This window comes from Pseudarthrobacter oxydans (genome assembly GCF_013314975.1).
Lineage (GTDB): Bacteria > Actinomycetota > Actinomycetes > Actinomycetales > Micrococcaceae > Arthrobacter > Arthrobacter oxydans.
The window spans coordinates 1-25,147 of record NZ_JABTYH010000028.1; the positions used below are offsets into that span (position 1 = coordinate 1).

25 protein-coding genes and 1 pseudogene are annotated in these 25,147 nt (G+C 65.4%); 18 read left to right on the forward strand and 8 right to left on the reverse strand.

The window, feature by feature from the left end; genetic code table 11:
* The 4 genes and pseudogenes from HTS88_RS22015 to metE all read left to right on the forward strand — a co-directional run.
* A pseudogene (locus HTS88_RS22015) lies at window positions 1-224 on the forward strand (hypothetical protein); the annotation flags it as partial.
* Window positions 221-982: a hypothetical protein gene (locus HTS88_RS16360; protein ID WP_174180209.1), complete on the forward strand. Its 762-nt coding sequence runs from the start codon at window positions 221-223 to the stop codon at window positions 980-982. The pseudogene HTS88_RS22015 and the gene HTS88_RS16360, both read left to right, overlap by 4 nt.
* A gap of 322 nt (window positions 983-1,304) precedes the next feature.
* The gene (locus tag HTS88_RS16365) at window positions 1,305-2,267 is read left to right on the forward strand and encodes a methylenetetrahydrofolate reductase (RefSeq protein WP_174180211.1); all 963 of its coding nucleotides are present in this window, start codon (window positions 1,305-1,307) and stop codon (window positions 2,265-2,267) included.
* A 66-nt stretch (window positions 2,268-2,333) separates the two neighbouring features.
* Window positions 2,334-4,676, forward strand: coding sequence for a 5-methyltetrahydropteroyltriglutamate--homocysteine S-methyltransferase (gene metE, locus HTS88_RS16370; protein WP_174180214.1), 2,343 nt, complete (start codon window positions 2,334-2,336; stop codon window positions 4,674-4,676).
* Window positions 4,677-4,799: 123 nt separating this feature from the next.
* Here the strand turns inward: metE and HTS88_RS16375 are convergent, their stop codons facing one another.
* Window positions 4,800-5,306 carry a DUF2004 domain-containing protein gene (locus tag HTS88_RS16375; protein WP_104186131.1) on the reverse strand — a complete coding sequence of 169 codons (507 nt, stop codon included), beginning with the start codon at window positions 5,304-5,306 and terminating at the stop codon, window positions 4,800-4,802.
* Between the two features lie 45 nt (window positions 5,307-5,351).
* A complete protein-coding gene (locus HTS88_RS16380; RefSeq protein WP_174180216.1) occupies window positions 5,352-6,269 on the reverse strand; it encodes a LysR family transcriptional regulator in 918 nt (305 codons plus the stop codon).
* A gap of 120 nt (window positions 6,270-6,389) precedes the next feature.
* On the opposite strand from HTS88_RS16380, the gene HTS88_RS16385 reads away from it, so the two are divergent.
* The 7 genes from HTS88_RS16385 to nrdF all read left to right on the forward strand — a co-directional run bounded on the left by HTS88_RS16385 (window position 6,390) and on the right by nrdF (window position 14,263).
* Entirely contained in the window at window positions 6,390-7,790 is a 1,401-nt protein-coding gene (locus tag HTS88_RS16385; RefSeq protein ID WP_174180218.1) for an NAD(P)/FAD-dependent oxidoreductase, read from the forward strand.
* Window positions 7,787-8,518 (forward strand): DUF1365 domain-containing protein, encoded by a 732-nt coding sequence (locus tag HTS88_RS16390; RefSeq protein WP_174180220.1) that lies wholly within the window; start codon window positions 7,787-7,789, stop codon window positions 8,516-8,518. The genes HTS88_RS16385 and HTS88_RS16390 overlap by 4 nt, the downstream gene beginning before the upstream one ends.
* Entirely contained in the window at window positions 8,515-9,900 is a 1,386-nt protein-coding gene (locus HTS88_RS16395; RefSeq protein ID WP_174180222.1) for a class I SAM-dependent methyltransferase, read from the forward strand. The genes HTS88_RS16390 and HTS88_RS16395 overlap by 4 nt, the downstream gene beginning before the upstream one ends.
* 370 nt (window positions 9,901-10,270) lie before the next feature.
* The gene (nrdH, locus tag HTS88_RS16400; RefSeq protein WP_174180224.1) at window positions 10,271-10,516 is read left to right on the forward strand and encodes a glutaredoxin-like protein NrdH; all 246 of its coding nucleotides are present in this window, start codon (window positions 10,271-10,273) and stop codon (window positions 10,514-10,516) included.
* Between the two features lie 88 nt (window positions 10,517-10,604).
* Entirely contained in the window at window positions 10,605-11,057 is a 453-nt protein-coding gene (gene nrdI, locus HTS88_RS16405; RefSeq protein ID WP_174180307.1) for a class Ib ribonucleoside-diphosphate reductase assembly flavoprotein NrdI, read from the forward strand.
* Window positions 11,058-11,077: 20 nt separating this feature from the next.
* Entirely contained in the window at window positions 11,078-13,198 is a 2,121-nt protein-coding gene (gene nrdE / locus HTS88_RS16410) for a class 1b ribonucleoside-diphosphate reductase subunit alpha (RefSeq protein ID WP_174180226.1), read from the forward strand.
* Between the two features lie 90 nt (window positions 13,199-13,288).
* Window positions 13,289-14,263 carry a class 1b ribonucleoside-diphosphate reductase subunit beta gene (nrdF, locus tag HTS88_RS16415; RefSeq protein WP_056079660.1) on the forward strand — a complete coding sequence of 325 codons (975 nt, stop codon included), beginning with the start codon at window positions 13,289-13,291 and terminating at the stop codon, window positions 14,261-14,263.
* Between the two features lie 107 nt (window positions 14,264-14,370).
* Here the strand turns inward: nrdF and HTS88_RS16420 are convergent, their stop codons facing one another.
* Genes HTS88_RS16420 through HTS88_RS16430 form a run of 3 tightly spaced genes read right to left on the reverse strand, consistent with a single transcriptional unit; the run spans window position 14,371 to window position 16,409 of the window.
* Window positions 14,371-15,138: an SCO1664 family protein gene (locus tag HTS88_RS16420; protein ID WP_174180228.1), complete on the reverse strand. Its 768-nt coding sequence runs from the start codon at window positions 15,136-15,138 to the stop codon at window positions 14,371-14,373.
* Window positions 15,138-15,692, reverse strand: coding sequence for a DUF3090 domain-containing protein (locus HTS88_RS16425; protein ID WP_174180230.1), 555 nt, complete (start codon window positions 15,690-15,692; stop codon window positions 15,138-15,140). The genes HTS88_RS16420 and HTS88_RS16425 overlap by 1 nt, the downstream gene beginning before the upstream one ends.
* A 24-nt stretch (window positions 15,693-15,716) precedes the next feature.
* The gene (locus HTS88_RS16430; RefSeq protein WP_174180232.1) at window positions 15,717-16,409 is read right to left on the reverse strand and encodes a histidine phosphatase family protein; all 693 of its coding nucleotides are present in this window, start codon (window positions 16,407-16,409) and stop codon (window positions 15,717-15,719) included.
* 360 nt (window positions 16,410-16,769) lie between these two features.
* On the opposite strand from HTS88_RS16430, the gene HTS88_RS16435 reads away from it, so the two are divergent.
* On the forward strand, window positions 16,770-17,006 hold the full coding sequence (locus tag HTS88_RS16435) for a hypothetical protein (protein WP_174180234.1): 237 nt from the start codon (window positions 16,770-16,772) through the stop codon (window positions 17,004-17,006).
* A gap of 111 nt (window positions 17,007-17,117) precedes the next feature.
* Window positions 17,118-17,399 (forward strand): hypothetical protein, encoded by a 282-nt coding sequence (locus HTS88_RS16440; RefSeq protein ID WP_174180236.1) that lies wholly within the window; start codon window positions 17,118-17,120, stop codon window positions 17,397-17,399.
* A 239-nt stretch (window positions 17,400-17,638) separates the two neighbouring features.
* On the opposite strand, the gene HTS88_RS16445 is transcribed toward HTS88_RS16440, so the two are convergent.
* Both HTS88_RS16445 and HTS88_RS16450 read right to left on the reverse strand, forming a co-directional pair.
* On the reverse strand, window positions 17,639-18,805 hold the full coding sequence (locus tag HTS88_RS16445; protein WP_174180238.1) for a cytochrome P450: 1,167 nt from the start codon (window positions 18,803-18,805) through the stop codon (window positions 17,639-17,641).
* A gap of 143 nt (window positions 18,806-18,948) precedes the next feature.
* Window positions 18,949-19,311 (reverse strand): UBP-type zinc finger domain-containing protein, encoded by a 363-nt coding sequence (locus HTS88_RS16450; RefSeq protein WP_174180308.1) that lies wholly within the window; start codon window positions 19,309-19,311, stop codon window positions 18,949-18,951.
* A 155-nt stretch (window positions 19,312-19,466) separates the two neighbouring features.
* Between HTS88_RS16450 and HTS88_RS16455 the strand changes: the two genes are divergently transcribed.
* Both HTS88_RS16455 and HTS88_RS16460 read left to right on the forward strand, forming a co-directional pair.
* Window positions 19,467-21,233 (forward strand): NAD(P)/FAD-dependent oxidoreductase, encoded by a 1,767-nt coding sequence (locus HTS88_RS16455; protein WP_174180240.1) that lies wholly within the window; start codon window positions 19,467-19,469, stop codon window positions 21,231-21,233.
* Complete coding sequence (locus tag HTS88_RS16460; RefSeq protein ID WP_174180242.1) at window positions 21,217-22,083, forward strand: hypothetical protein; 867 nt, start codon at window positions 21,217-21,219, stop codon at window positions 22,081-22,083. Before HTS88_RS16455 ends, HTS88_RS16460 begins: the two co-directional genes overlap by 17 nt.
* Here HTS88_RS16460 and HTS88_RS16465 read toward each other — a convergent pair.
* The gene (locus HTS88_RS16465; protein ID WP_246256383.1) at window positions 22,076-22,312 is read right to left on the reverse strand and encodes a hypothetical protein; all 237 of its coding nucleotides are present in this window, start codon (window positions 22,310-22,312) and stop codon (window positions 22,076-22,078) included. The genes HTS88_RS16460 and HTS88_RS16465 overlap by 8 nt on opposite strands.
* A gap of 310 nt (window positions 22,313-22,622) precedes the next feature.
* Between HTS88_RS16465 and HTS88_RS16470 the strand changes: the two genes are divergently transcribed.
* From HTS88_RS16470 to HTS88_RS16480, 3 genes are all read left to right on the forward strand, one after another.
* Window positions 22,623-23,444 carry a hypothetical protein gene (locus HTS88_RS16470; protein ID WP_174180244.1) on the forward strand — a complete coding sequence of 274 codons (822 nt, stop codon included), beginning with the start codon at window positions 22,623-22,625 and terminating at the stop codon, window positions 23,442-23,444.
* 178 nt (window positions 23,445-23,622) lie between these two features.
* Window positions 23,623-24,444 carry a nuclease-related domain-containing protein gene (locus HTS88_RS16475; protein WP_174180246.1) on the forward strand — a complete coding sequence of 274 codons (822 nt, stop codon included), beginning with the start codon at window positions 23,623-23,625 and terminating at the stop codon, window positions 24,442-24,444.
* Between the two features lie 58 nt (window positions 24,445-24,502).
* On the forward strand, window positions 24,503-25,108 hold the full coding sequence (locus tag HTS88_RS16480) for a hypothetical protein (RefSeq protein WP_174180248.1): 606 nt from the start codon (window positions 24,503-24,505) through the stop codon (window positions 25,106-25,108).
* Window positions 25,109-25,147 lie beyond the last annotated feature (39 nt).

Genomic DNA, 25,147 nt, shown 5'->3' on the forward strand with positions numbered 1-25,147 from the left:
AGGACGGCTCCCTGGCCGCACGGACCGAGCTTTACTGGATCCCGGCAGCAGGCGCCTTTGTCCTGGGCCTTTGGGAGCTTGTCCTGCTCCTTCGCCAGTTCCGCGAACTCCGCAGGATACCGTTGGCCCCTTCTTCACGCTCAGCTGCTTTAGGCGCCGCTCCTGCGACAACCGGAAACTCCGGCGTCCAAGAATCCAGCGGCAACAAGGCAGTTCTCCGATGACGCCCGCCAGTCATGGCGTGGACCGCCGGACGGCACGGCGGCGCCTCCTGGCGTGGTCAGCCGTACCCGTGATCCTCATGCTGTGTGTGGCGGCCAAACTCCTGAGCCTTGGCCTGCTGGGAGCACGTGCGGCCAGCGCCTATGAAGCGAACGACGCCGCAGCGGTCCGGTCCGCCGCGGAAGCACTTCACGTCGTGAACCTCATCGAGCCGCACAAGGCGCCCTTCGCGGCCGGGGACGCCGACGTCCTTGCCGGGGACTTCGCAGCCGCCAGGCTCCGGTTCGAGGAAGCGCTGGCCCTCGTCCCGCCACGCCAATCCGGGTCGGCCGGGGCCTGCGTCATTACGGTGAACCTGGTCCTGGCCATTGAGCGGCTCGGCGACGAAAAGCTCGGTGCGGAGGACCCGGCCGCGGCCGCCGGCCTCTTCGAGGAAGCGCTCGCAGCTGTGGCAGCGGCGCCGGACGGCTGTTTATCCGACCGGGAGCCGGCCGGGACGGGGGACAGGCTGGCCGGAGCGGAAGCACGGCTGCAGGAAAAGCTCTCCGACGCCCGCCAGGTGCAGCACCAGGAGCCGGCCCAGGAGACCGGTCCGGAGGAAAGCCCCGGAACGGACAGCCAGGATTCCGCGCAGCAACGCAAGCTGGAGCAACTGGAGGACAGTGCCCGGCAGGCCCAACGTGAACGCAACAGCGGCCGTGAACGGGAGGACTACCTGGACGGCTCCTCGGACTCCGGCGGCCCCGACCGGCCGTGGTAGGGCACCGGCGCGAACATTATTCCGTGGGGACGCGACGCGGGCCGTAAAACTGCGTCTTAATTCGGGAGCCAACTTGAAAGCGGTACCTGCCCCTCATAGAGTCTTATACAAGTTACCGAGGTAACGTGTCAGCGATCCTCCTTCTGGAGGGTGTGGGTGCCCCCATGTGGGCCTGACATTTGCTCACGGCGAACTTCAATCCAGGCGTAACAGTCGCGGCTGCGTCCTGTGGAGTTCTTCCGTGTTCCCCAAACTCAAATTCATTGCCGGTCAGCCGTCGCATTCGACGGCAGCCCCCAATGGCCCAAAGCCAAGGATGCAAATGTCTCCACCAAGCCTTATTGACACACACCCGAATCTCTCCGACACCGCTCCGGTGGCGCTTTCCTACGAGCTGTTCCCGCCCCGGTCGCCGGCAGCCGCGGAAACCCTCTGGACCACCATCCGGGAACTCGAAACCACCGCACCGGACTATGTGTCCGTCACCTATGGTGCGAGCGGCTCAAACCGGGACACCGCCGTCGAACTCATCAACCGGCTCCTGCTGGAAACAACCCTCCGGCCGCTGGCGCACCTGACGTGCGTCGGCAACACGCCCCAGGAACTGGCGGGAATCATCGGTGAGCTGCTGGACACCGGGGTGCGCGGGATCCTGGCGCTCCGCGGCGACCTGCCCAAGGACGGCGCGGCGCCGGTTGCCGGTTCGCTCCGGTACGCCCAGGACCTGATCGAGCTGATCCGCCGCGTCGAGCAGCGCCGTTCGGCACTGCTCTGCGCCGGAAAGATCGCGGTAGGCGTGGCGGCGTACCCCACCCGCCACCCGGAGTCGCCCAGCGAGGCGCACGACGTCGAGGTGCTGCTTGCCAAGCAGCGTTCCGGCGCGGACTTCGCCATCACGCAGGTCTTCTTCCACACTGACCAGTACGCGGACCTCCTCACCAGGGCACGCCGTGCAGGGGTCACCATCCCCATCATCCCGGGAGTCATGCCCCTCACCAGCCTCCGGCGCGTCAGGCGCCTCGGCGAGCTGACCGGCGTGGAGCCCGCTCCCGAGCTGCTGGAACGCCTGGCATCAGCGGACAGCGACCTTGAACGGCTCCGCATTGGTGTCGATGCCACAGTGGACCTTGCCAACGCAGCCCTGCAGGCCGGCGCACCCGGCATCCACATCTACACCTTCAATGAGCACCAGAGTGCCCTGGAACTGCTGGACAAGCTGGCCCTTCCGCGGCGTACGCATCCCGGCATCCGCCCGGATGCAGCTGCCCGCCAGCTCGCCAGCTGACGCACCCCTTCCTGCACTGAATCTTTCCGCCCACGGCGGACCTGTACCCAACTCTTAGGATTTCCCATGTCTCAAAACACCACGCCCAACCACACTCCGTTCCCGGCTGCATCCCTCCTGGGCTACCCGCGCATCGGCCGCCGCCGCGAGCTCAAGAAGGCCGTCGAAGCCTACTGGGCAGGAAAGATCGACGCCGCCGCTCTGGACTCCGCCGCCAAGGACATCCAGCTGGCCATCGCCAAGCGCCTGCAGGAACTCGGCCTCACCGAACCGGCCGCAGTGCCTGGCACCTTCTCCTACTACGACCAGGTCCTGGACACCACCGCCCACCTCGGCGCTGTCCCCGCCCGTTTCGGCAAGCTCCTCAATGACAAGGGCCAGCTGGACATTGACGGCTACTTCACCCTGGCCCGCGGCACCAGGGACCAGCAACCGCTCGAAATGACCAAGTGGTTCGACACCAATTACCACTACCTGGTCCCGGAGATCGGCCCGGAGACCGAGTTCACCCTCGCCTCCACCGCCAAGGTTGACGAGTTCGCGTTCGCACTGGCCAACGGCGTCGAGACCCGCCCCTACATCGTGGGTCCGGTCACCTACCTGCTCCTGTCCAAAGCGTCCGACGGCGCCCCCGCCGGATTCGCGCCGCTGTCCCGCCTCGAGGACATCCTGCCCGTCTACGTCCAGCTCCTGGAGAAGCTCTCCGCCGCAGGTGCCAGCTGGGTCCAGCTCGACGAGCCCGCGCTGGTGGTGGACCAGGACACCCCGGCCGGCGAGGTCGAGGCCGCCGTGGCCCGCGCCTACGAAGTCCTCTCCTCGGCGGCCAACCGCCCGCAGATCCTCGTCTCAACCCCGTACGGATCGCTGGACGGCCAGCTCGGCACCCTCGCCGCCACCAACATCGACGCCCTCCACATCGATGTCTTCAAAGGCACTGTTCCCTCCGCCGCGGCACTTGCCGGCCTGGGCAACAAGACCCTGGTTGCCGGCGTCGTGGACGGCCACAACATCTGGCGCAACGACCTCGCCGCGTCTGCCGCCAAGCTGGACGCACTGACGGCAGCAGCCGGCAAGGTTGCCGTCTCCACCTCCACCTCCACCCAGCACGTCCCGCACGATGTTGCCGAGGAGACCCAGCTCTCCGAGCAGCTCCGCAGCTGGCTGGCGTTCTCGGACCAAAAGGCCGTCGAGGTGAAGACCCTCGCGTCCTACCTGGCCGATCCCGCCTCCGCCCGGGCGGCCATCGACGAGGCAACGGCCGTCATCGCCTCCCGTGCCACCGCAGAAGGCGTGCGCCGCTCCGACGTCCGTGCACGCACCGAAGCGCTAACCGCAGCAGACTTCACCCGCTCGGCCTACGAAGTCCGCGAAGCCGCCCAGGAAGAAGCGCTGCACCTGCCGCCGCTGCCCACTACCACCATCGGATCCTTCCCCCAGACCTCCGAGATCAGGTCGGCGCGCGCCCGCAACAACAAGGGCGACCTCACCGACGGGCAGTACGAAAAGCTCATGAAGGACGAGATCAGGCGCGTTGTTGAGCTGCAGGAAGAGCTTGGCTACGACGTGCTGGTGCACGGCGAGCCCGAGCGCAACGACATGGTCCAGTACTTCGCCGAGAACCTGGAGGGCTTCGACGTCACCGTCCACGGTTGGGTCCAGTCTTACGGCTCACGCTGCACCCGCCCGTCCATCCTGTGGGGCGACGTCACCCGCAGTGCGCCCATCACGGTTGAGTGGGCCAAGTACGCGCAGTCCCTGACCAGCAAGCCGATGAAGGGCATGCTCACGGGTCCCGTCACCATCCTGGCCTGGTCCTTCGTCCGCGACGACCAGCCCTTGGGCGAGACCGCCAACCAGGTGGGCCTGGCCCTGCGTGACGAAATCGCAGACCTCGAAGCTGCCGGCATCAAGGTCATCCAGGTGGACGAGCCTGCACTGCGCGAACTCCTTCCGCTGCGCAAGGCTGACCACGCCGACTACCTCAAGTGGTCCGTGGACTCCTTCCGCCTGGCCACCGCCGGTGCTGCCGACGCCACCCAGATCCACACCCACCTCTGCTACTCCGAGTTCGGCGTGATCATCGACGCGATCGACGGACTGGATGCGGACGTCACGTCCATCGAGGCCGCCAGGTCCCGCATGGAGGTTGTCCACGACCTCGAGTCCCACGGCTTCGGCCGCGGCGTTGGCCCGGGCGTCTACGACATCCACTCGCCGCGTGTCCCGGGCGAGGCAGAGGTGACCGAACTGCTGGCCACCGCCGTCAAGCACGTCCCCTCCCGCCAGCTGTGGGTGAACCCGGACTGCGGCCTGAAGACCCGCGGCTACGCCGAGACCGAGGATTCGCTGCGGAACCTGGTCAAGGCAACCCAGGCGGTCCGCGCCAACCTGCTGGAAGCGGCCAAGTAATAAGTACGACGGCGGCCGGTCACGTGGGAAGCCCGCGTGACCGGCCGCCGTCGGCATTTAACCATCCATTGCTCCGTACTTGCCGTTATCGACGTTCAAAACGGCAGGTACGGAGCACTCGATTCAGGACTCCCAGACGATCTCGTCGTCCACCACGCCGTCCTCGTCGGCTGATGCCACCAGGACCTCATCGGTGAAGTGCTCGCCCAGGGTGAAGTCCAGGACGAAGTAGCGCTCGGGCTGGCCAGGGTAGATGCCCACGTGGCCCAGCTTCAGGGCTTTGAGGAAGACTTCGTTGGTGAGCTGGCTGCGGTCGGTGACGCCGAAGACTTTTTGCAGGTGTTCGTCTTTGAGGGCATTGCAGTGGAAGTGCAGGTATTCCTGGGGGCTGGTGCCTTCCTGCTCCAGCTCCTCGGCGATCATGTCCCGGACCTCGTCCACGAGTTCGGGCAGGAACCGCAGGCGGTAGTCCACCTTCCGGAGCGCGGCTTCATCGAAGTGGTCGTGCGCCGTGATGTTGAGGTCGAGTTCCAGCGGATGCCCGCGAAGCTCGTGCTTCGCGGCCACTAAGTGATCCTTGCCGTGGTTGAGTTCGATCTCTCCAAAGTGCCGGCTCGCTACCTTGCTCATAGTTTCAACATAGACCTGAACAGCGGCGCATTCCAGCATTCAGGCCTAATTCACGGCCGTCCGCATTCCGGCGAGCGTCTCGGCCAGGAGGTCCACGAAGAGCTGGACCCGCGCAGTTTTCCTGTCATTGATGATGAGTGCAAAGACGTTCCTGGCCAGCCGGATCTCCGGAACGTCCAGCACCACAACGCCGGCCGGCTTGTTCCGCAGCGCGAGTTCCGGAACCAGGGCCGCCCCCAGTCCTGCGGCTGCCATCTCCAGGCTGGCGTGGAAATCGTCGCTGTGGGCCACCACGCGCGGGTGCAGGTTGCAGCCGGCGAAGAGCCGCTCAATCACCATGGCGTCGCTGGTTCCCGGATGGTGCATGATCCAGGGCATTTCGGAGAGGTGGTCGGCGGCGACCTTCGCGTCACTGCGGAAGCCCCAGCCGGCGGGCAGCACCACCCGGAAGTCGTCGTCGCCGATCCATTGCCGGTTGATGGTGTTGGGCCATGCGAAACCGGTCTGCCCCACCTGGAAAACCACGGCGAGGTCCAGTTCGCCGCCGGTGCGCAGCCCCTGGATGGTCTGCCCGGGTTCGGCGACGGACACTTTGAGGTCGATTCCCAGGTTCTTCCACGCCGGGTTCTTCAGGATGCGCGGCAGCACGTAGGTGGCCAGGCTGGGAAAGATCCCCAGCCGCAGTTCCTGGTTGGCCGCGTCCTGGGTTTTGGAGGCGGCCGCCATCAGCGCCTCGATGTCCGTCAGCACCTTGGCGGCGTGCCGGGTCATGACGACGGCGGCTTCCGTGGGCACCACGCTGCGGGCCGAGCGCTGGAAAAGGACGACGCCGGTGTCGCGTTCCAGGGCGGTCATCTGCTGGGAGACGGCTGAGGCAGTGTAGCCCAGCGTGGCGGCCGCGGCCGCGAACGAGCCGAGCCGGGTGACCTCCAGGAGGGTCTTCAGGTGTACCGGGTTTACCACCTGCCCACAGTACTCCGCCGGCCCGCCCCGAAGAAGTTGCAGGGCGCGGCACCCATCCGTTGCCGCAACGGTGCCGAATTGCCCTCTAGCATTGGCAAATGTCCAGCAGAGGAGCATGCATTGTCACCTGACCCAGCAGTAACCGGAGGCGGGCCACGGCGGGTGGCCGTCATTGGCAGCGGCGTGGCCGGCCTGACCGCAGCCTACGTCCTTAACAGGCAGGACGACGTCACGCTGTTCGAAGCGGATTCCCGGCTGGGAGGGCACGCGCATACGCACGACATGCCGCAGGCGGACGGCTCCACCATCGGTGTGGATACCGGCTTCATCGTCCACAACACACGGACTTATCCCACGCTGCTGAGGCTGTTCGCGGAACTCGGGGTGGAGACGCAGGACTCCGAGATGAGCATGTCCATCCGGTGCGACGGCTGCGGGCTGGAGTACGCAGGCGCCCGCGAGGGCGGACGCGGAATCATTGCCCGGCCCTCCAGCCTGCTCCGTGGCCGCTACTTGCTGATGCTTCTGGAAGTCACCCGTTTTTACCGCAAGGCGCGGGCGCTGCTGGAGACGGCTCCGGTTTCCTCGGTCACCCCGGATCTCGAGGTTCCCGAACCCACCCTCGGCGAGTTCCTGGAGCGCGAAAAGTTCAGCCCCTACTTCGTTTCGCACTTCATGACCCCGGTGGTCAGCGCCGTCTGGTCCTGCGACCCCACCACCGCGCTGGCCTATCCGGCGCGGTACCTCTTCACCTTCCTGGGCCATCACGGCCTGCTGGGCGTCAAGGGCTCCCCGCAATGGCGTACCGTCACCGGCGGTTCCGCCAGGTATGTCGAAAAACTGGCCGCCACGCTGACGGACGTCCGGCTCGACACCCCCGTGACCGCCATCCGGCGCACTCCCGACGGCGTGCAGATCACCACTGCACACGGGCAGGAAGACTTCGCCGCCGTCGTCATCGCCACCCACCCGGCCCAGGCGCTGGGGTTCCTCGCCGACGCCACCCCGGCCGAGAAGGAAGCGCTGGGCGGCATGCCCTACTCGGTCAACCACACCGTCTTCCACCAGGATCCCGCCGTCCTGCCCTCCGCGGAGAACGCCAGGGCGTCCTGGAATTACCGCCTGCCCTCCTGCGGGGCCCGGCCGGACAAGGTCCTTGTCAGCTACGACCTCACCCGGCTGCAGCGGCTCAGCCCGGCGGACGGCAAACCCTACCTGGTGAGCCTGGGGGAATCGGAGCTGATTGGGGATGACCGGGTCCTGGAGCGGATGGTGTACGAGCACCCGCAGTACACGCCCGAATCGCTGCGGGCCCAGCAGGCGATCGCCGGGCTCAGCGACACCAGGATCGCGTACGCCGGCGCCTACCTGGGCTGGGGTTTCCACGAGGACGGCGCACTCTCCGGGGTGCGGGCGGCCGGGGCGCTGGGCCGCTCGTGGCCAGCCGCCCAGGCCGCTGACCGGGTTGATTCCCGGGACGGCGGGGAACGGGAGCTGCTTTCCGCGGCGGAACCGGCATGACCACGGCGGCAGCGATCTACCGCACCTCCATCTCGCATGTGCGGCGCACGCCACTGAAGAACGCCTTCATGTACCGCAGCTACTCCTGGTTCGTGGACGTGGATCATCTGCCCCGCCTCCCGTTCCTGCTCCGGCCGCTCGCCGTCTTCAGGTCCGGTGACCACTTGGGGGACCCCGGGGCCAGCATCCGGAGCAACGTTGAGCGGTTCCTGCGCACCCAGGGCCTGGAGCCCGACGGCGGGGCGATCCACATGCTGACCAGCGCCAGGGTCTTCGGTTACGTATTCAACCCCCTGACGCTGTTCTGGTGCTACCGGACCAGCGGCGAACTTGAGTGCGTGGTGGCAGAAGTCCACAACACCTACGGGGAGCGCCACTGCTACCTGTTGCGGACGGACGCGGCGGGGCGCGCTTCGGTGCCGAAGGCGTTCTACGTGTCGCCGTTCAACGATGTGGACGGGCAGTACCGCATGAAGCTGCCCGCACCGGGGGAGAAGCTGGGGGTGTCCATCGTGCTGGAGCGCGAGGGCCACCGGCCTTTCGTGGCCTCGATGGACGGCACGCGCCGGCCCGCCACGGTCCGGAACATCCTGGCGGCGGCCGTTGCCGTGCCCGCCGCGCCACTGCTGGTTTCCGCACTCATCAGGGTGCAGGGCATTACACTCTGGGCAAGACGCCTGCCGGTCGTCGCCCGACCACACCACCCCTCACAGGAGGCAGTTCAATGACAATGACGGACGACAACCAGGCAACTGCATCCGCCGAAGCCAAGGCGCAGCGCAGGACTCTCGAGGATGCTGCCACGCCCTACGCCGCGGCCTGGACCGCAACGGGGGTGCCGGCCTCGCCTGCCACCATCGATCCGGACCTGTGGCCGGAAGTTGCGCAGCCGCCGTCGGGCGCCAAAGCCGCGGTGGCCGGCAAGGCCGCCGGCCTCCTCTTCAAGGGGGCGGTCAAGCGGCTGCCCCTGCGCGTGGAGTACCCCGACGGCACCGTGCTGGGCACGGGCGGCCCGGACGCGCCGGTGATGACCATGGTGCGGCCGGAAGCGTTTGACGCCCGGATCGGCGACAACGGACTGATCGGACTGGGCGAGTCCTTCATGGCGGGGGACTGGGAGGCCAGCGACCTCGCAGGAGTCCTGGAAGTCTTTGCCGCGTCGGTGGACACGCTCATTCCCACGCCGCTGCAGAAGCTGCGCGCGCTGTACCTGCCGCGCACACCCCGGCAGGAACGGAACGCCGAGCAGAACACGCGCAGCAACATCTCGCGGCACTACGACCTGTCCAACGAGCTGTTCTCCAACTTCCTCGACTCCACCATGAGCTATTCGTCGGCCCTGTTTCCGCTGACCTCGGGGCCCCTGGCTTCTGTCGGCTGGGAGGCGCTGGCGGAAGCGCAGCAGGCGAAGATCGACAGGCTGCTGGACAAGGCCGGCGTCGGGGCAGGCACCAGGCTCCTGGAAATCGGCACCGGTTGGGGTGAGCTGGCACTGCGGGCAGCGGCACGCGGCGCCACCGTCTACAGCGTCACCCTGTCCAGTGAACAGCAGGCCCTCGCGCAGGAACGCATTGCGGCTGCCGGCTACGCGGACAAGGTCACCGTGGCCCTGCAGGACTACCGGGCTGTTGAGGGCGAATACGACGCCGTCGTCTCGGTGGAGATGATCGAGGCCGTGGGGTACGAGTACTGGCCCATCTACTTCCAGACCATCGACCGGGTGCTGGCACCCGGCGGGAAGGTGGCCATCCAGGCGATCACCATGCCGCATGGCCGCATGCTCGCCACCCGGAACGCCTACACCTGGGTCCACAAGTACATTTTCCCCGGCGGCTTCCTTCCCTCTGTCCGCGCCATCGAGGGCGTCACCCAGCAGCACACCACCCTGCGGGTGCGCGAGAGGATGGGCATGGGGGACCACTACGCCGCCACCCTGCGGCTGTGGGAGGAACGGTTCCTTTCGCGCTCGCAGGAGGTAGCGGAGCTGGGCTTCGATTCGGTGTTCCAGCGGATGTGGCTGTTCTACCTGTGCTACTCGCGGGCAGGCTTCCAGTCCGGCTACCTGGACGTGCAGCAGGTTGTCCTGGACCGCCGGGAGGCGCAGCTCTAGCCGCTGCGGCCGGGCGGCTGCCGCCGCCGTGCGTTTCATCACCATGAGGGGTTCCGGAGGTCACGTCGGGGCCCCTTTTTGGTGCCCGCGTGCGGCTGCCCGGGGCTGCGCGACACGCCGTCTTTTCCCCGACACGCTGGGGGAAAATTGTGGCTAAGTACTCCACAGGGTGTGGACTCCCTCCCCAAAAACAGCGGGATTCCGGACATTTTGGGGGTACCGGCCTGTGGATTAAAAGTGCATTAAATGACATACTTGTAATACATCATCTTGGGGTTCCAAAGAGGCGTCTGCACTAGATGTAGTATCTAGGTACAGCTTGGGCGGGGACACCGGACCAGCAAGTTTTCCAGAAAAGGGGACAGGAACCATGACCGTAACGGTTTACACAAAGCCTGCTTGTGTTCAGTGCAACGCCACCTACCGGGCGCTCGACAAAAAGGGCATCACCTACCAGAGCGTTGACATCTCCCAGGACGCCGAGGCCCTCGAGCGCCTGAAGTCACTGGGCTACATGCAGGCACCCGTTGTGGTCACGGACCAGGACCACTGGTCAGGTTTCCGCCCGGACAAGATCGAGGAACTGGCTCTCTCCGGCGTTTCCTCTGTGGCATAGGGACCCTTTCCCTGCCGGCAATCAACAACCAGCCGAGGTGACTTCAACGGCAGCACCAGCAGTCCAGGATTTCCACGCGGCTCAGCGTGTGGATTCTTCCGGGCCGGTCCCGCCGGTAGTCACCGGCAGCCGGCTCATCTACTTTTCCTCGGCATCCGAGAACACCAGCCGCTTTGTCTCGAAGCTTGGCCGTGAGGTTGCCCGGATCCCGCTCTTAGCCAAGGAAGCACCCCTCCTCGCCACCCGGCCGTTTGTGCTGGTGGTGCCCACCTACGGTGGCACCGGGGGAGAGGGTTCCGTCCCCAAGCAAGTCATCCGGTTCCTGAACAACCCGCAGAACAGGGAACTCCTGCGCGGAGTCATTGGGGCCGGCAACACCAACTTCGGGGACAACTACTGCATGGCGGGGGACATCATCGCCGCCAAGTGCGGAGTGCCGCACCTCTACCGCTTCGAATTAATGGGCACGCCAGAAGACGTGGCCCGCGTAAACAATGGATTGGACACGTTTTGGACACGACTGTCGCAGACACAGAAGTAACCAGGGCCGAGAAGCCCGAGATGCCCGCAGCGTACAAGGGCCTGGGCTACCACGAGCTCAACGCGATGCTGAACCTGTACGGCCCCAACGGCGAGATCCAGTTTGAGGCCGACCGTGAGGCTGCGCACCAGTACTTCCTGCAGCACGTCAACAACAACACTGTGTTCTTCCACGACCTGGAAGAGAAGCTCGACTACCTGGTGAAGAACCAGTACTACGAGCGCGAAACGCTGGACCAGTACACGATGAACTTCATCCGTGAGCTGTTCAACCGCGCGTACAAGAAGAAGTTCCGCTTCGAGACCTTCCTGGGTGCGTTCAAGTTCTACACGTCCTACACGCTGAAGACGTTCGACGGCAAGCGTTTCCTGGAGCGCTACGAGGACCGCGTCTGCATGGTTGCCCTGCACCTGGCGCGTGGCAACGAGCAGCTTGCCCTGCAGATGGTGGATGAGATCATCGAGGGCCGCTTCCAGCCGGCCACTCCCACCTTCCTGAACGCCGGCAAGAAGCAGCGCGGCGAGCTGGTCTCCTGCTTCCTGCTCCGCATCGAAGACAACATGGAGTCGATCGGCCGCTCCATCAACTCCGCCCTGCAGCTCTCCAAGCGCGGAGGCGGTGTGGCTTTCGCGCTGACCAACATCCGCGAGGTGGGCGCGCCCATCAAGCAGATCGAGAACCAGTCCTCCGGTGTCATCCCCGTGATGAAGCTCCTCGAAGACAGCTTCTCCTACGCCAACCAGCTCGGTGCCCGCCAGGGTGCGGGAGCTGTGTACCTGCACGCGCACCACCCGGACATTTACCGCTTCCTGGACACCAAGCGCGAGAACGCGGACGAGAAGATCCGCATCAAGACACTCTCCCTCGGCGTCGTCATCCCGGACATCACGTTCGAGCTGGCCAAGCGGGACGAGGACATGTACCTGTTCTCCCCGTACGACGTCGAACGCGTCTACGGCATGCCGTTCTCCGACGTCTCGGTCACCGAGAAGTACTACGAGATGGTGGACGACTCCCGGATCAAGAAGACCAAGATCAAGGCGCGCGAGTTCTTCCAGACGCTCGCCGAGATCCAGTTCGAGTCCGGCTACCCGTACATCATGTTCGAGGACACCGTGAACCGGGCCAACCCGATCGACGGCAAGATCATCATGTCCAACCTGTGCTCGGAAATCCTCCAGGTCTCCCAGCCCACCACGTACAACGATGACCTGTCCTACGATGAGACCGGCAAGGACATCTCCTGCAACCTGGGCTCGCTGAACATCGCCAAGACCATGGACAGCCCGGACTTCGGCCTGACCATCGAGACGGCCATCCGGTCCCTCTCGGCGGTGTCCGACATGTCCAACATCACCTCGGTGCCGTCCATCGCCAAGGGCAACGACCAGAGCCACGCCATCGGCCTGGGCCAGATGAACCTCCACGGCTACCTGGCCCGTGAGCGGGTGCACTACGGTTCCGAAGAGGGCCTGGATTTCACCAACATCTACTTCTACTCGGTGGTGTACCACGCCGTCCGCGCGTCCAACCTGCTGGCCATGGAAACCGGCCAGACCTTCGGCGGGTTCGAGAAGTCCAAGTACGCCTCCGGCGAGTTCTTCGACAAGTACACGGAGCAGGAATGGGTGCCGCAGACCGAGAAGGTTGCGGAGCTGTTCAAGAACGTGCACATCCCCACGCAGGCTGACTGGCTGGCGCTGAAGGCCTCGGTCATGGAGCACGGCATCTACAACCAGAACCTGCAGGCTGTTCCGCCCACCGGCTCGATCTCCTACATCAACAACTCCACCTCCTCGATCCACCCGGTGGCGTCCAAGATCGAGATCCGCAAGGAAGGCAAGCTGGGCCGCGTGTACTACCCGGCGCCTTACCTCACCAACGACAACCTGGAGTACTACCAGGACGCGTACGAGATCGGCTACGAGAAGGTCATCGACACCTACGCCGCTGCAACGCAGCACGTGGATCAGGGCCTGTCCCTGACGCTGTTCTTCAAGGACACCGCCACCACGCGCGACATCAACAAGGCCCAGATCTACGCCTGGAAGAAGGGCATCAAGACCATTTACTACATCCGTCTCCGCCAGCTCGCGCTGGAAGGGACCGAGGTTGAGGGCTGCGTCAGCTGCATGCTGTAGCTTCAACCAACGCGACAGTACGACGGCGGGCGCCCGCCCGCCGTCGTACGCTTTAACTTAGTGAAACCCACCCAACGCTTAGGGGATGACATGACCGAGAAGGTCAAGCTGCTTAGCCACGTCGAGGCCATCAACTGGAACCGCATCCAGGACGACAAGGACGTCGACGTCTGGAACCGCCTGGTCAACAACTTCTGGCTGCCGGAGAAGGTGCCGCTGTCCAACGACGTCCAGTCCTGGAACACGCTGACGCCTGCCGAGCAGCAGCTCACCATGCGCGTCTTCACCGGACTGACCCTGCTGGACACCATTCAGGGCACCGTTGGTGCCGTTTCCCTGATTCCGGATGCGCTGACCCCGCACGAGGAGGCCGTGTACACGAACATCGCGTTCATGGAGTCGGTGCACGCCAAGAGCTATTCCTCGATCTTCTCCACGCTGGCCTCCACCAAGGAGATCGACGAGGCGTTCCGCTGGTCCACCGAGAACGAGAACCTTCAGAAGAAGGCGCAGATCGTGATGGACTACTATCAGGGTGACGACCCCCTGAAGCGGAAGGTGGCCTCCACGCTGCTGGAGAGCTTCCTGTTCTACTCGGGCTTCTACCTGCCCATGTACTGGTCCTCACGCGCCAAGCTGACGAACACGGCCGACCTGATCCGCCTGATCATCCGCGATGAGGCAGTGCACGGCTACTACATCGGCTACAAGTTCCAAAAGGGCCTGGAGAGGGTTTCCGAGGAGAAGCGCCAGGAAATCAAGGACTACACGTTCGAGCTGCTGTTCGAGCTGTACGAGAACGAGGTCCAGTACACGCACGACCTCTACGACGGCGTGGGCCTGGCCGAAGACGTCAAGAAGTTCCTGCACTACAACGCCAACAAGGCCCTGATGAACCTGGGCTACGAGGCCATGTTCCCGGCGTCCGTCACTGACGTGAACCCGGCCATTCTCTCCGCCCTGTCCCCGAACGCTGACGAGAACCACGACTTCTTCTCCGGGTCCGGTTCGTCCTACGTGATCGGCAAGGCCGTCAACACCGAGGATGAGGACTGGGACTTCTAAGTCCGCCTTTCATCATCACCAAAGGCTGCTGCCAACGGCCCCGCACGTCCAGTGCGGGGCCGTTGGGCTTTTCGCCAGGCAGCCGTTCCGGGCGGGCATCCCAAGCCTCAGAACAGCGGCCAGGGCACCGCCGACATGTGACCGCGTGGAGCGGGAAACCGGCCCGCCGAGCGCAACCGGGCGCAGCGTGCAGCGAGCGAGGAAATTTCCTCGGCGCTGAGCAGGTCAGCCAGGTTCCGGCCCAGGTCACCGTCCAGTCCTTCGCTGACGCGGTCGATACCCTCAAGCTCCTCGGCGGTCAGGGCGTCCCCCAGCCACCCCCACAGCACCGTGCGCAGCTTGTGGTCACGGTGGAAGGTAAGCCCGTGGTCCACGCCGTGCCGGTGTCCGTCCGTCATGGCAAGGATGTGGTCGCCTTTGCGGTCGGCGTTGTTGACGACGACGTCGAACACCGCCATGCGCCTGAGCGCCGGGGAGTCCTCGTGGATGAGGGCGACCATCCGACCGGTCTCATCCTGGCCCTCGAGGACGTGTTTCCAACCGATCTCAGGTACGTCGTCCGACGCAACGAGGTCCACCGCGTTCTGGTCGGGGTCTGCCTCCTGCCACAGCTGCACCATCCCTTCGCCCAACGGACCATCGCGCAGCCAGGTGCGGGGCACCACGTTCCATCCGAGGACCTCCGAGACCAGATAAGCGGCAACCTCCCTGTGGGCAAGGACCCCGTCGGGAAAATCCCACAGCGGTTTCTCCCCGGCAACCGGCTTATAGACAACCGCCGTGTCGCCGATGCTGCCCAGGAAGGTGGCGTTCGACGCCGTCGTGATGCGCCCCGTGAGCGTCAGCTCGGCCGTCACCAGGTCGGGCGCAGGCATCAGGCCTCGGGCAGGGTGCAGACGTGACCGTCCGCGTCTACGGGGTAACCACACAGCGGGCACGCCGGACGCCCGGCGCCCACAACCTCCCGCGTGCGCTTGGCGAAGGCGCGGGCGGTGCCGACCGGCATCCGCACCAGCAGCATTTCGGGCACGTCGGCGTCGTCCTCATCAAGCGGTTCGTCGCCGTTATCAGCGTCGACATCGGAGATGGGGTAGGCCTCGATCACGACCTGGGCCGTTGTCGGGTCCCAACCTAAGCTCATGGCGCCGGTCCGGAACTGCTCCTGAACGGCCTCGAGCTGGTCATTGTCAACCAATTCAATGGGAGTACTGCTGGGGACGCTGTGAGGGTTCCCGTCAATGGTGAGAAGCTGGTCGAGGATTTCGTCGATCTTCTCCGCGAGCAGGGCCGACTGCTGCTTCTCCATGGCGATACTGACCGTCTGATTCCCTGCCCGCACCTGCAGGTAGAACGTCCGTGCCCCCGGAGGGCCAATGGTGCCGACGACTACCCGATCGGGCCAGTCGAACTCATGAACACGTGTAGGCATAAGAGCATTTTAGGCACAGGCGCCTCAAGGCGCCTGGTGCCCTGCACCGCCGCCCACCGGCGCGTCGGTGGAGTGGACGCCATTCGACAGCCAGGACAGATCCCCGGCCTCGGTGTTGGTCGCGTAAACGCTTGGCCTTGTGGCACTGTAGCGCACGATCGATACGGAGGCCGGACCCACGTTAATTCGCTGGAACAGGTCCAGGTGCATGCCCAGTGCGTCGGCGATGATGGATTTGATGACGTCACCGTGGCTCACCGCCACCCATACGGCTCCTGGCCCGTACTCGGCTTCGAAGGCGGCATCGTGGCGGCGAATGGCGGCCACCGCCCGGGCCTGCATCCCGGCCATGGATTCACCGCCGGGAAAGACGACGGCGGACGGCTGGGATTGCACGGCCGACCACAGATCTTCGGTTGCGAGGTCACTGAGCATGCGGCCCTGCCACTGGCCGTAATCGCATTCGGTAAGGTCGGGTTCCACCGGCGCGTACGGAGTGCCGGCCTGGCGGTCGAGGATGAGCTGGGCGGTCTGCTGGCAACGCTCGAGAGGGCTCGATACCACCCCGACGACCGGCACCGCCGCGAGCCGTTCTCCGGTCAAAGCCGCCTGCTCGCGCCCGGTCTGGTCCAGGCTGACACCGGCGGCCCGCCCGGCCAGCAGTCCAGTGGCATTGGCTGTGGTGCGTCCGTGCCGCACGAGGATAACTGTTGCCATCCACCCAGCCTATCCACCCGCACGATGGCAGTGTGCGCCGGGGCCCATGGAAACCGGCAACCTTGCCCCTATCGGTTCAGCAAAGGGCATCGGGTGCTACTGGGCTAAGAAGGCCGAACCCATAATGCTGCGCCGGTGCGGGCTTAGGGTGCGGCAATGACGATGTTCTTGTGGATCGCCTTCCACCCATCACCGGCTGTCCGCGGCTGGCGTTGGCCGGTCACATTCGAAAAACAAGCGTTCCCGCTGCAGCCGCCCAACAATGCGGATACTGTGGCTTCACCACGTGTAGGCGTGACCTGGGAGCAGCGGGCAGGGTCGTAATGAGCTGGCAGAACCGCCCGCGACCCAAGGACCTTCATGAACATGTTTACCTCCCACTCGAAGCTGCGTCGGAAGAGGATCCGGCATCCCCGGTTCACACTGGGGGAGAGGGTCAGCTTTCTGGACGCAGGCCTTTCCGGCACGGGCGTCGTGGATGCCATGACGGGTGACTACTCCATCATCTGGATCTGGGCTGACGGCGGTCTTGGCCGGCGGATGTTCTTCCAGGGCTGCGGCAGTATCGTCTCGTCCCTCGAGGACCAGCCGGAGTGAGCAGTGGCGCGTCACCGTCCGCCTTCATCTGCTGCGGGGACTGCCTCCGGTCACGCGGACCCCGCCAACTGCCCCCGTCCACGGAGTATCACCGGGTCCGGTAAGGACCAGATGCGCAAAAACGTACCCCTGCTCAAGCGCAATGACCTGCGAAGTGGCTCCATCACAATCCAGCGCGAGCTCAACCGGCCGGAAGGGTGCACCCGGATGCTCCTGCCCAACGGACACCGCGGCGCCGGTAGCACCAACACAGGCAGCGGTGACAATGTACTCCCCGGCGGCCGGCACCTTCTCCGTTGCTCCAAAGCCCTTGACCGGGCCATCCAATGGTCCCTCCTCAAAAAAATGGCGGGCCCCGGCACCGCCTTGAGCAGCCGGTCCAGCTCGCCGTAGTTCTTGACCTCCCGCTCCAAGACCAACGGGTCGACATAAACCGGCGCGGACGCAGCCTCCCCGGCCGGTTCGGACGTTGGCCTGTTCATTGGCCCAGTGCCCCGTGTTGGCGGATGCCCGGGTTCGGTGTACTCGTACGTGCACCCGGCCAGTAACCCTGGAGGAATCAGCAAGGACACCGCAAAGGCAATCCGGTGGCGCCTCTCCCTCGATCCCATGGGCACACCAACTCTTGCCGGTCAGGCCGGCTGCCAACTCACCGGGAGTGCCTTCACCCCATAGACGATCGTGCTGTCCATTCGTTCCAGGTGCGCTCCCGGTTCCAGGGAAAGCCCGGGCAAACGGGACAACAGGGCCTCCAGGACGATCCTGGCTTCGAGCCGGGCCAGCGGCGCGCCGAGGCAGAAGTGAATGCCGTGGCCGAATGCCAAATGCCGGTTGTGGCCGCGATCAACATCGAACTCGGCAGGCCGCTGGAACTGCCTCTCGTCGCGGTTGGCGGAGCCGATCCACGCTACGACCGGTGCGCCGGCTGGAATCACTTCGTCACCCAGGGTGGTCTCCGCGACGGTCAACCGGTACATGGACTGCACCGGCGACCGAAAGCGCAGCACTTCCTCGATGGTCTGGGGAATCAGGGCTGGTTCCCTGAGCAGGCGGTCAATGGTTCCGGGGTTCTCAGCCAGGCATAAAACGGCGTTACCGATGAGATTTGTGGTGGTCTCGTTTCCTGCGACGAGCAGCAGGGCGCAAAAACCGAGCAGTTCGGGCACCGTCAGTTTTTGGCCGTCAATCTCCGCTGCAAGCAGGGTACTGATCAGGTCCTGGCCCGGGCGGCTCCTGCGTTGGTCGATCAGGGCCAGGAAGTACTCCGTCATCTCCACGTTTGCTGCGGTGTGATCCTCACTGGCCGCACCGGTCCGCGTTTGGCTGACAATCACATCGGACCACCGTTTGAACCGCTCACGGTCCTGCGGGGGGATCCCCATGAGTTCGGAGATCACTATGACGGGCAACGGGTACGCCAGTTCCTTGATCAGGTCTGCGCTGCCGCGGTCCGCGATCCCCTCCAGCAGCTCGTCCGTGAGCCCGGCGATGCGGGGAGCCAGCGCATCCACGGCTTTGGGAGTGAACGCCTGGGTGACCAGGGAGCGCAGCTGCCGGTGCCTTGGAGGATCGGTGGCGATCAGGCTCGAGGAAAACAGCTGGCCGGTCCCCGATGCATCGTCACCTCCCATGTGCGACGAGAAGGTGGCGTATTCAGACAAAGCCCGCTGAACGTCGTCGTACCGGAAGACGTGCCAACTGCCGGATTGTTCGTCGAAATGGACAGGGGCAGTTTCCCGCATTCGTTCGTAATGGGGAAAGGGGTCGAGCTGGTGTTCAGCGGAATGGTTGACGTCCATGGCTGGCCTCTCTGCTCGCCTGGGTCTCTATCGGACTGACGTACGCGGTGGTTACTGCCGATGGAGCGCTGAACCTTGATTTTAGCCAGCGCATGCCCCCGGGTCACTAGCAGGCGGCGGCAAGGTTGTTTCTGGATGCGGTGCTACCGGTGGATGCGTTCCCGCCAGTCTGCAGGTACCTTGTCCGCCGGTGCAGGTGAGGGCTGTTCCGGTGGCCTGGACTGGGGATCCGGAAGTCGCGGTCCACGGAAGAACTTCTTCGTGGGGTGCTCGTAGAACCAGTCCTCCCCGGGTTCAAAGGACCTCACGACGGGGTGACCGGCTTTGCGCGAGTGGGCGCTGGCATGCTGGGAGGGAGATGAATCGCAGCATCCGATGTGGCCGCATTGGGCGCAGCGGCGCAGATGCAGCCACCATCCCGGGCCGTCACCGCCAAGGCACTCCAGGCACCCTGTTCCACTGGGTGTGGCGGCAAGGTTGATCCCCGCGATAGGGCGGTCCTCCAAGGGGTACTCCATGTCCATCACTCCGGTCCTGCTCAGGTCATCCCGGCTGCCCCCGTCGGGAGCAAGTCTGGCAGAATCTCCACGCCCTTGTCTGCACTGTCCCAGCGCGAGTATCGTGAGCGCCACCGAACCATTGAACCGGAAAGACGGCGGCCATGGATCACTCGGTTCCGATCATGCTGATTGCCACCTCTGACTCGGACTCCCGGCGCATTCTCGGAGATGAGTTACGCCGGCGCTATGGTGCCGACTATGAGGTGGTGGCCTGCGAGGGACACGCCCACGGGCGGGCGGTGCTTGAGGGGCTCCGGCGCTGGAACCGCCCGGTAGCGCTCATACTCGGGTGTTATGGCCCGGCTGACCGCGGTGGGCTCGATTTCCTGCGTCGCGCCTATGGCTTTCACCCGGCCGCAAAGCGGGCAGTTGTGGTGACATGGGGTGACTTCGCCAGCGCCCCCACCGTTTTCCGTGCGATCGGGCAGGGGCACGCGGAGCTGCTGATCATCCGACCAGAACGCTCGCGGGACGAAGAATTCCATGGGGCGATCACTGACGCCCTTGACGACTGGCACCTGGCCCAAGGGGTCGGGTTCGAGGCTGTCAGGCTGATCGGGGAGGTTGGCGACGGGAGGACCCATTCGCTGCGCGACTCCCTGAGCCGAAACCACATTCCGGTGGGCTTCCATCCCGTGGGGTCCGAGACTGCGGAACGGACGCTGGAGAGCCTTGGCCTGCGTGACCCCATGCTGCCAGTCCTGGTGCTGGAGTTCACTGCTTCACCAATTGTCCTCCAGAACCCAACTGACCTGGAGATTGCCGAGGCGATGGGGGTGACGCGACCGCCACCACCGGACAAGGTTTTCGACGTGGTGGTGGTTGGAGCCGGTCCCTCCGGTCTTGCAACCGCCGTCTATGCCTCCTCGGAGGGCCTCGCCACCATGGTGGTTGAGGGAGAGGCTGTGGGGGGCCAGGCCGGCACCAGCTCCTTGATCCGCAACTACCCTGGCTTCTCCCGGGGTGTCAGTGGCGCCCATCTGGCCTACCGCTCGTTCCACCAGGCCTGGACTTTGGGCACGGACTTCCTGTTCTTGCGGAAGGTGGAAGGCCTCGGCGCGGACGGAGCACTCTACGCTGTGTCGATTTCCGATGGCAGCAAGGTGCGGTGCCGCACAGTGGTGGTGGCCACCGGAGTGGACTACCGGCGCCTCGGGATACCCCAGATAGAGGATCTGGTGGGCAGGGGCGTCTTCTACGGGGCCACAGTCTCCGAGGCGCCGTCGATGGCCGGTAAGAACGTCTGCGTTGTGGGTGGCGGGAACTCGGCCGGACAGGCGGTCCTGCACCTGGCCAAGTTCGCGAAGAAGGTGACGCTGCTGGTGCGTGGCCCCACCCTGTCGGTGAGCATGTCGGAATACCTCATCTCCCAACTGGAGGCCACCAGGAACGTTGCGATCCGCTATGGCACCGTAATCGTGGGCGCCCGCGACCGGGACGGCTTCCTTGCCTCGGTCAAGGTCGCCTCGCCCGGCGCCGCCGACGCAACGCCGGGCGAGGAGATCGAAGCCGGCGGTCTATTCGTGCTGATCGGTTCGGTGCCGCGGACCTCCTGGCTGCCCGACACCGTAGAGCGTGACCAGGCCGGTTTCCTCCGCACTGGCGCCAACCGGGATGTGAACGACGCCGGGTCCCTCAGGCCCGGCAGGCATCCGCTGGCCCTGGAAACCAGCATGCCCGGCATCTTCGCGATCGGCGACGTACGGGCCGGTTCCATCAAAAGGGTGGCTACCGCTGTTGGGGACGGGGCCACCGTGGTCTCGATGCTCCACACCTACCTGGCCGAGCACCCCCTGCCTGCTTCGCCCCCTGCCCCGGGTGATGCTGCCGTATCCGAGGAGCTGCCCGGAGATGTCCGCTTCAACTGAGGGCACACCGTTGATTCCGCCGATGCGGTGGCTGCTCTACGTCGCTGCATTCCTCGTGTTTCTTGCCGGGCTCGTGCTGTTCGTGTTTCCGCTGCGGACGGCGGAATGGTTCGCGTGGACCGTCAATCCGCCCATGACCGCCGTCTTCCTCGGGGCGGCATACTGGTCGGCCGCCGGCCTGGAAGTGACCGGCGCCCGCTCAGCGAGTTGGGAATCGGCGAGGCTGGCCGTCTGGCCCGTGTTCGTCTTCACCACGCTGACTCTTGGGGTCACCCTGCTTCATCTGGATCGCTTCCACCTCTCGCCAGAAAATGGCCCCCTTGCCCGGGTGGCCACCTGGGCGTGGCTGGCGATCTATGCCATCGTGCCGGTGGCGATGCTCGTGGTCAGCTGGATGCAGATCCGCTCCCGGCGTCCTGCTGCAACGTCCGTCACGCCAGGACGGCCAGTACTGCCCCCTGCGCTCCGGCTGCTCATGGCGGGAATCGCCGGGGTACTGCTGCTCTACGGAGTGGCGCTTCTGGCAGTACCCGCTTATGCCGCGGCGTGGTGGCCGTGGACACTGTCCGAGCTCACGGCGAGGGCGGTCGGAGCGTGGCTGGTCGGCCTGGGCTGGTCGGCCGCGCAGGGCCAGTCCAGCGCCGACCCCCGCACCGTCCGTCCCGTGGCCCTAACCTCGGTTGCCTTCGTCATTCTGCAGGCGCTTGCCCTGCTGCGGTATGGCGGCGCCCTGGCATGGCCGAGCGCACCGGCCATCGGCTTCGTCACCGTGCTGCTGGCCATAGGAACCGCCGGTGGATGGGCATTCGCTCTATCGCGATCGCCCGGAGCGCGGGCCGGAATTAGCTGAGCGGGCTTTCCGCAGAGGCCCGATCCTTCTTCGCCTGCCGCTCAGCGCGCTGCGTGATGCCCAACAGCATCGCGCGATCCATGACCAAATAACCCGGCTGAAGCAGGACGTCCGTGAACCGCAGTCCTGCCTGCCGCCCCGGACCGGTGCGTGTCCGCAGCAGCAGCCGCGTCCCGCCGTCGTCCGCTTCGTGGAGGATGAACTGCAGTCCAGCCCCGTGAACCCTCATCCACCAGCCAGGGCCACACCTGGGCAGGCGGCGCGGAAATAGAGCCCATACCCAGGTACAGGATCAAAACTTTTGGTCCGGGGTCTGCTTCATCCCAGGCGAAATGACTTACGATCAAACTCACTTCGAGACCGGCTAATTCGATGACATGTCGCTGCGGGATCCAGGAAGAGTACCGATGCCCGCCCTTTGGGGCGGCCCCGGTACTGGCCCGCACTAATCCTGGGGGAGCCTGCTGGTGCAGCACCGACTGAACAAACATGACTGTACTGTTCACACCGCTGATGTTGTCCGGCGTTTGGGACTTCTTTTGCCTTACGGCGCAGGGGAGGATCTGGGACCGGTTCGTGCGGCGGAGCTGGCGGACTGGATCGATGTCGACCCCGACGCCGAGCCCGAGATTGCCGGCCACGGCTGGCAGGTGGGACTGGGTGATGAAGTCGGCCTGTTTGTTCGCCGCGACCATGACGATCTGGCAGAACTCCTGGGCGGGCAGGCCGGCGTCCGCTCCGTTGTGCAGCTCGATCGGGAGGTGTTCGCCGTTGACGCGCCCCGGATGTGCGCCGACGGATTGCGCGCAGCCGTGATGCAGGCTGTCGCAGCAGCCAACTTGCGGGCACATGACCCCTATGTCGTTGACCAAAAGGATGTCCCGGCCGGAGGAGGAGTCCACCTGGACGCCCCAGCCACTACGTCCCGTCCGGCGCAGCAGGTGGAACCTGAAGAGGACGACGACCTGTGCCGGCTGGTGTGCGGGGACGCCGCCAGCGATGGCCGGCGGGTCCAGGTGTGGGTCAACATGAACGGAATCCTCATCCTGCCCGCCGGAACCATCCCGCACGGTCCATTGGACCCGGGCGGGAACCCCCGCTTTCAGCGCGCCACCGTGACGCCGGCGCGTGCCGTCAGACTCGCTAAGCAGCACGCAGGCCGTTGGATCCCGTACGCCTCCCTCGCCACACTCCGCCTCCGCCGGCCCGGGCTGGTACGCCGCCGCTGGTCAGCCACTGCTGTGGAGCGGGACGGCGCTTCTACCCCCATGAGCTGGAAGGGGACACGTCCCCATGCGCTGTTGCTCTGGGGGTACGTCGTCGCCCGGCGCGGGCTCGACGCGGTGGACGGGCTGCCGTAGAAGGATGCGCCACGGGGGTGCGAAGCGCTGGACGAAGCACCAGATTTCGTGTTCCCGCAAGAAGGGCTCAACGTTGGGCAAATATTCCTGAAGCATTCCGAAGCAGGGCCTTCGGCCGCTATTTTCCGAACTCTTCGCGATCTACGCTGTCCAGCATCCGAAAGTTTGGGAGACGACCATGAGCCCTGATGCCACACCACAGCTGCTGCAGGAACGGGTTCCCGGGCAGGCAGTGCTCGAGACGTTGATGGCGGTGCAAAGCCGCGTTCCGGGCCGCAGCTGGCTTAAGCGGTTGCTTGGTGCCAGCCCGCTCGGTCCGGAGAGCATGCCCTGGTACAAGGGGGCTCTCGGCGAAATTGCCGTGGGAAGGATCCTTGAGGGGCTGGGTCCCGAGTGGCTGGTCCTGCATGCCGTGCCGGTGGGCGCCGGTGCCTCGGATATTGACCACGTGCTGGTGGGGCCTGCGGGAGTTTTCACCTTGAACACCAAGAACCACTCCGGCCAGCCCGTCTGGGTGGCGGGGCGGGCACTCCTGGTTGCGGGAAAGAGGACACACCACATTCGTAGCGCTGCGTACGAAGCTTCCCGGGCAGCAAGACTTCTGGGCACCGCGGCTGGCTTCCCTGTCGAGGTGACCGGCGTCGTGGTCATCGTCCAACCGAAGAGCCTGACCATCAAAGCGCGGCCCGAGCGCGTGGCCGTGGTGAGGGACGCACGGCTCCTTGCCTGGCTGCGCCAGAGCCAGGCCGTCCTGGGCCCGGAGCAGGTGGCCCGGATCGCGTCGGCGGCCGTCCAGCCGGGGACCTGGTGCCGGAAGCCTCCTGCCGCAAGCGATCTGCCCGCCCTTCAGGACAGCTTCACTGCCCTGCGGATGATGGTTGAACAAGCGCGACGGCGGCAGGCAGCCTGGGCGTTGAGCGTTCCGGCAGTCGGTTTCGTGGTCCTGGCCAACAGCGCGCAGTGGGGCGCAGCCATCCTCCAAGGCCTTGGCGGTCGCTGAACCGGCCGGGACGTTTGGCCTCTGGATCCGGCAGGGGAGTGAAGCGCAAACTGGGATGATGCGGTTCCACAGGCGTTTGGTCATCGTGTTCGCGGCTGCTGCTGCGGGCGCAACCTATGCCCGGTACCTGCGTCCGCGGCAGCTCCACTGGGGCGCGACGCCGGAAGAGGTCTCACGTGCTCTGCCCGGAGATGACCTCGTGCCGGGTCCATCCTTCAACGCCACGCGGGCGGTCACGGTTGGAGCGCCGCCGGAGCGGATCTGGCCGTGGCTGGTCCAGGCCGGGCTGACCCGTGCCGGCTGGTACAGCTACGACATCCTCGACAACCTGGGCCGTCCAAGCGCCCGGCGCATCATCCCCGAACTTCAACACCTCGCTGTCGGCGACATTGTGCCGATGAGCCCTGACGGCAAGCACGGCATGCCGGTCCAGGCGATGGACGCACCGAAGTCCATGATCTGGGGTACGCCCGGTGACACCACCTGGACGTGGCAGCTCGATCCCATGTCGGACGGCTCAACGCGGTTGATCAGCCGTGTGCGCTCGCGGTACCGGTGGCTCTCGCCCACCATAGCTTTCTCCCTCTTGCTTGAGTTCGGCGACTTCTGGATGATGCGCAAAATGCTGCTGAACGTGCGCGACCGGGCTGAAGCAGCGCCTTGAGCCCCAGTTAGAACAGAGCCCTCTTGCGGGGGAGCCGAA

Bases quoted from the DNA above. Each gene is read 5' to 3' on its own strand.
- HTS88_RS16360 (WP_174180209.1), top strand. From the start codon at position 221: ATGACGCCCGCCAGTCATGGCGTGGACCGCCGGACGGCACGGCGGCGC.
- HTS88_RS16365 (WP_174180211.1), top strand. From the start codon at position 1,305: ATGTCTCCACCAAGCCTTATTGACACACACCCGAATCTCTCCGACACC.
- metE (WP_174180214.1), top strand. From the start codon at position 2,334: ATGTCTCAAAACACCACGCCCAACCACACTCCGTTCCCGGCTGCATCC.
- HTS88_RS16375 (WP_104186131.1), bottom strand. From the start codon at position 5,306: ATGAGCAAGGTAGCGAGCCGGCACTTTGGAGAGATCGAACTCAACCAC.
- HTS88_RS16390 (WP_174180220.1), top strand. From the start codon at position 7,787: ATGACCACGGCGGCAGCGATCTACCGCACCTCCATCTCGCATGTGCGG.
- HTS88_RS16395 (WP_174180222.1), top strand. From the start codon at position 8,515: ATGACAATGACGGACGACAACCAGGCAACTGCATCCGCCGAAGCCAAG.
- nrdH (WP_174180224.1), top strand. From the start codon at position 10,271: ATGACCGTAACGGTTTACACAAAGCCTGCTTGTGTTCAGTGCAACGCC.
- nrdE (WP_174180226.1), top strand. From the start codon at position 11,078: ATGCCCGCAGCGTACAAGGGCCTGGGCTACCACGAGCTCAACGCGATG.
- nrdF (WP_056079660.1), top strand. From the start codon at position 13,289: ATGACCGAGAAGGTCAAGCTGCTTAGCCACGTCGAGGCCATCAACTGG.
- HTS88_RS16420 (WP_174180228.1), bottom strand. From the start codon at position 15,138: ATGCCTGCGCCCGACCTGGTGACGGCCGAGCTGACGCTCACGGGGCGC.
- HTS88_RS16425 (WP_174180230.1), bottom strand. From the start codon at position 15,692: ATGCCTACACGTGTTCATGAGTTCGACTGGCCCGATCGGGTAGTCGTC.
- HTS88_RS16430 (WP_174180232.1), bottom strand. From the start codon at position 16,409: ATGGCAACAGTTATCCTCGTGCGGCACGGACGCACCACAGCCAATGCC.
- HTS88_RS16435 (WP_174180234.1), top strand. From the start codon at position 16,770: ATGAACATGTTTACCTCCCACTCGAAGCTGCGTCGGAAGAGGATCCGG.
- HTS88_RS16440 (WP_174180236.1), top strand. From the start codon at position 17,118: ATGCGCAAAAACGTACCCCTGCTCAAGCGCAATGACCTGCGAAGTGGC.
- HTS88_RS16445 (WP_174180238.1), bottom strand. From the start codon at position 18,805: ATGGACGTCAACCATTCCGCTGAACACCAGCTCGACCCCTTTCCCCAT.
- HTS88_RS16455 (WP_174180240.1), top strand. From the start codon at position 19,467: ATGGATCACTCGGTTCCGATCATGCTGATTGCCACCTCTGACTCGGAC.
- HTS88_RS16460 (WP_174180242.1), top strand. From the start codon at position 21,217: ATGTCCGCTTCAACTGAGGGCACACCGTTGATTCCGCCGATGCGGTGG.
- HTS88_RS16465 (WP_246256383.1), bottom strand. From the start codon at position 22,312: ATGAGGGTTCACGGGGCTGGACTGCAGTTCATCCTCCACGAAGCGGAC.
- HTS88_RS16475 (WP_174180246.1), top strand. From the start codon at position 23,623: ATGAGCCCTGATGCCACACCACAGCTGCTGCAGGAACGGGTTCCCGGG.
- HTS88_RS16480 (WP_174180248.1), top strand. From the start codon at position 24,503: ATGCGGTTCCACAGGCGTTTGGTCATCGTGTTCGCGGCTGCTGCTGCG.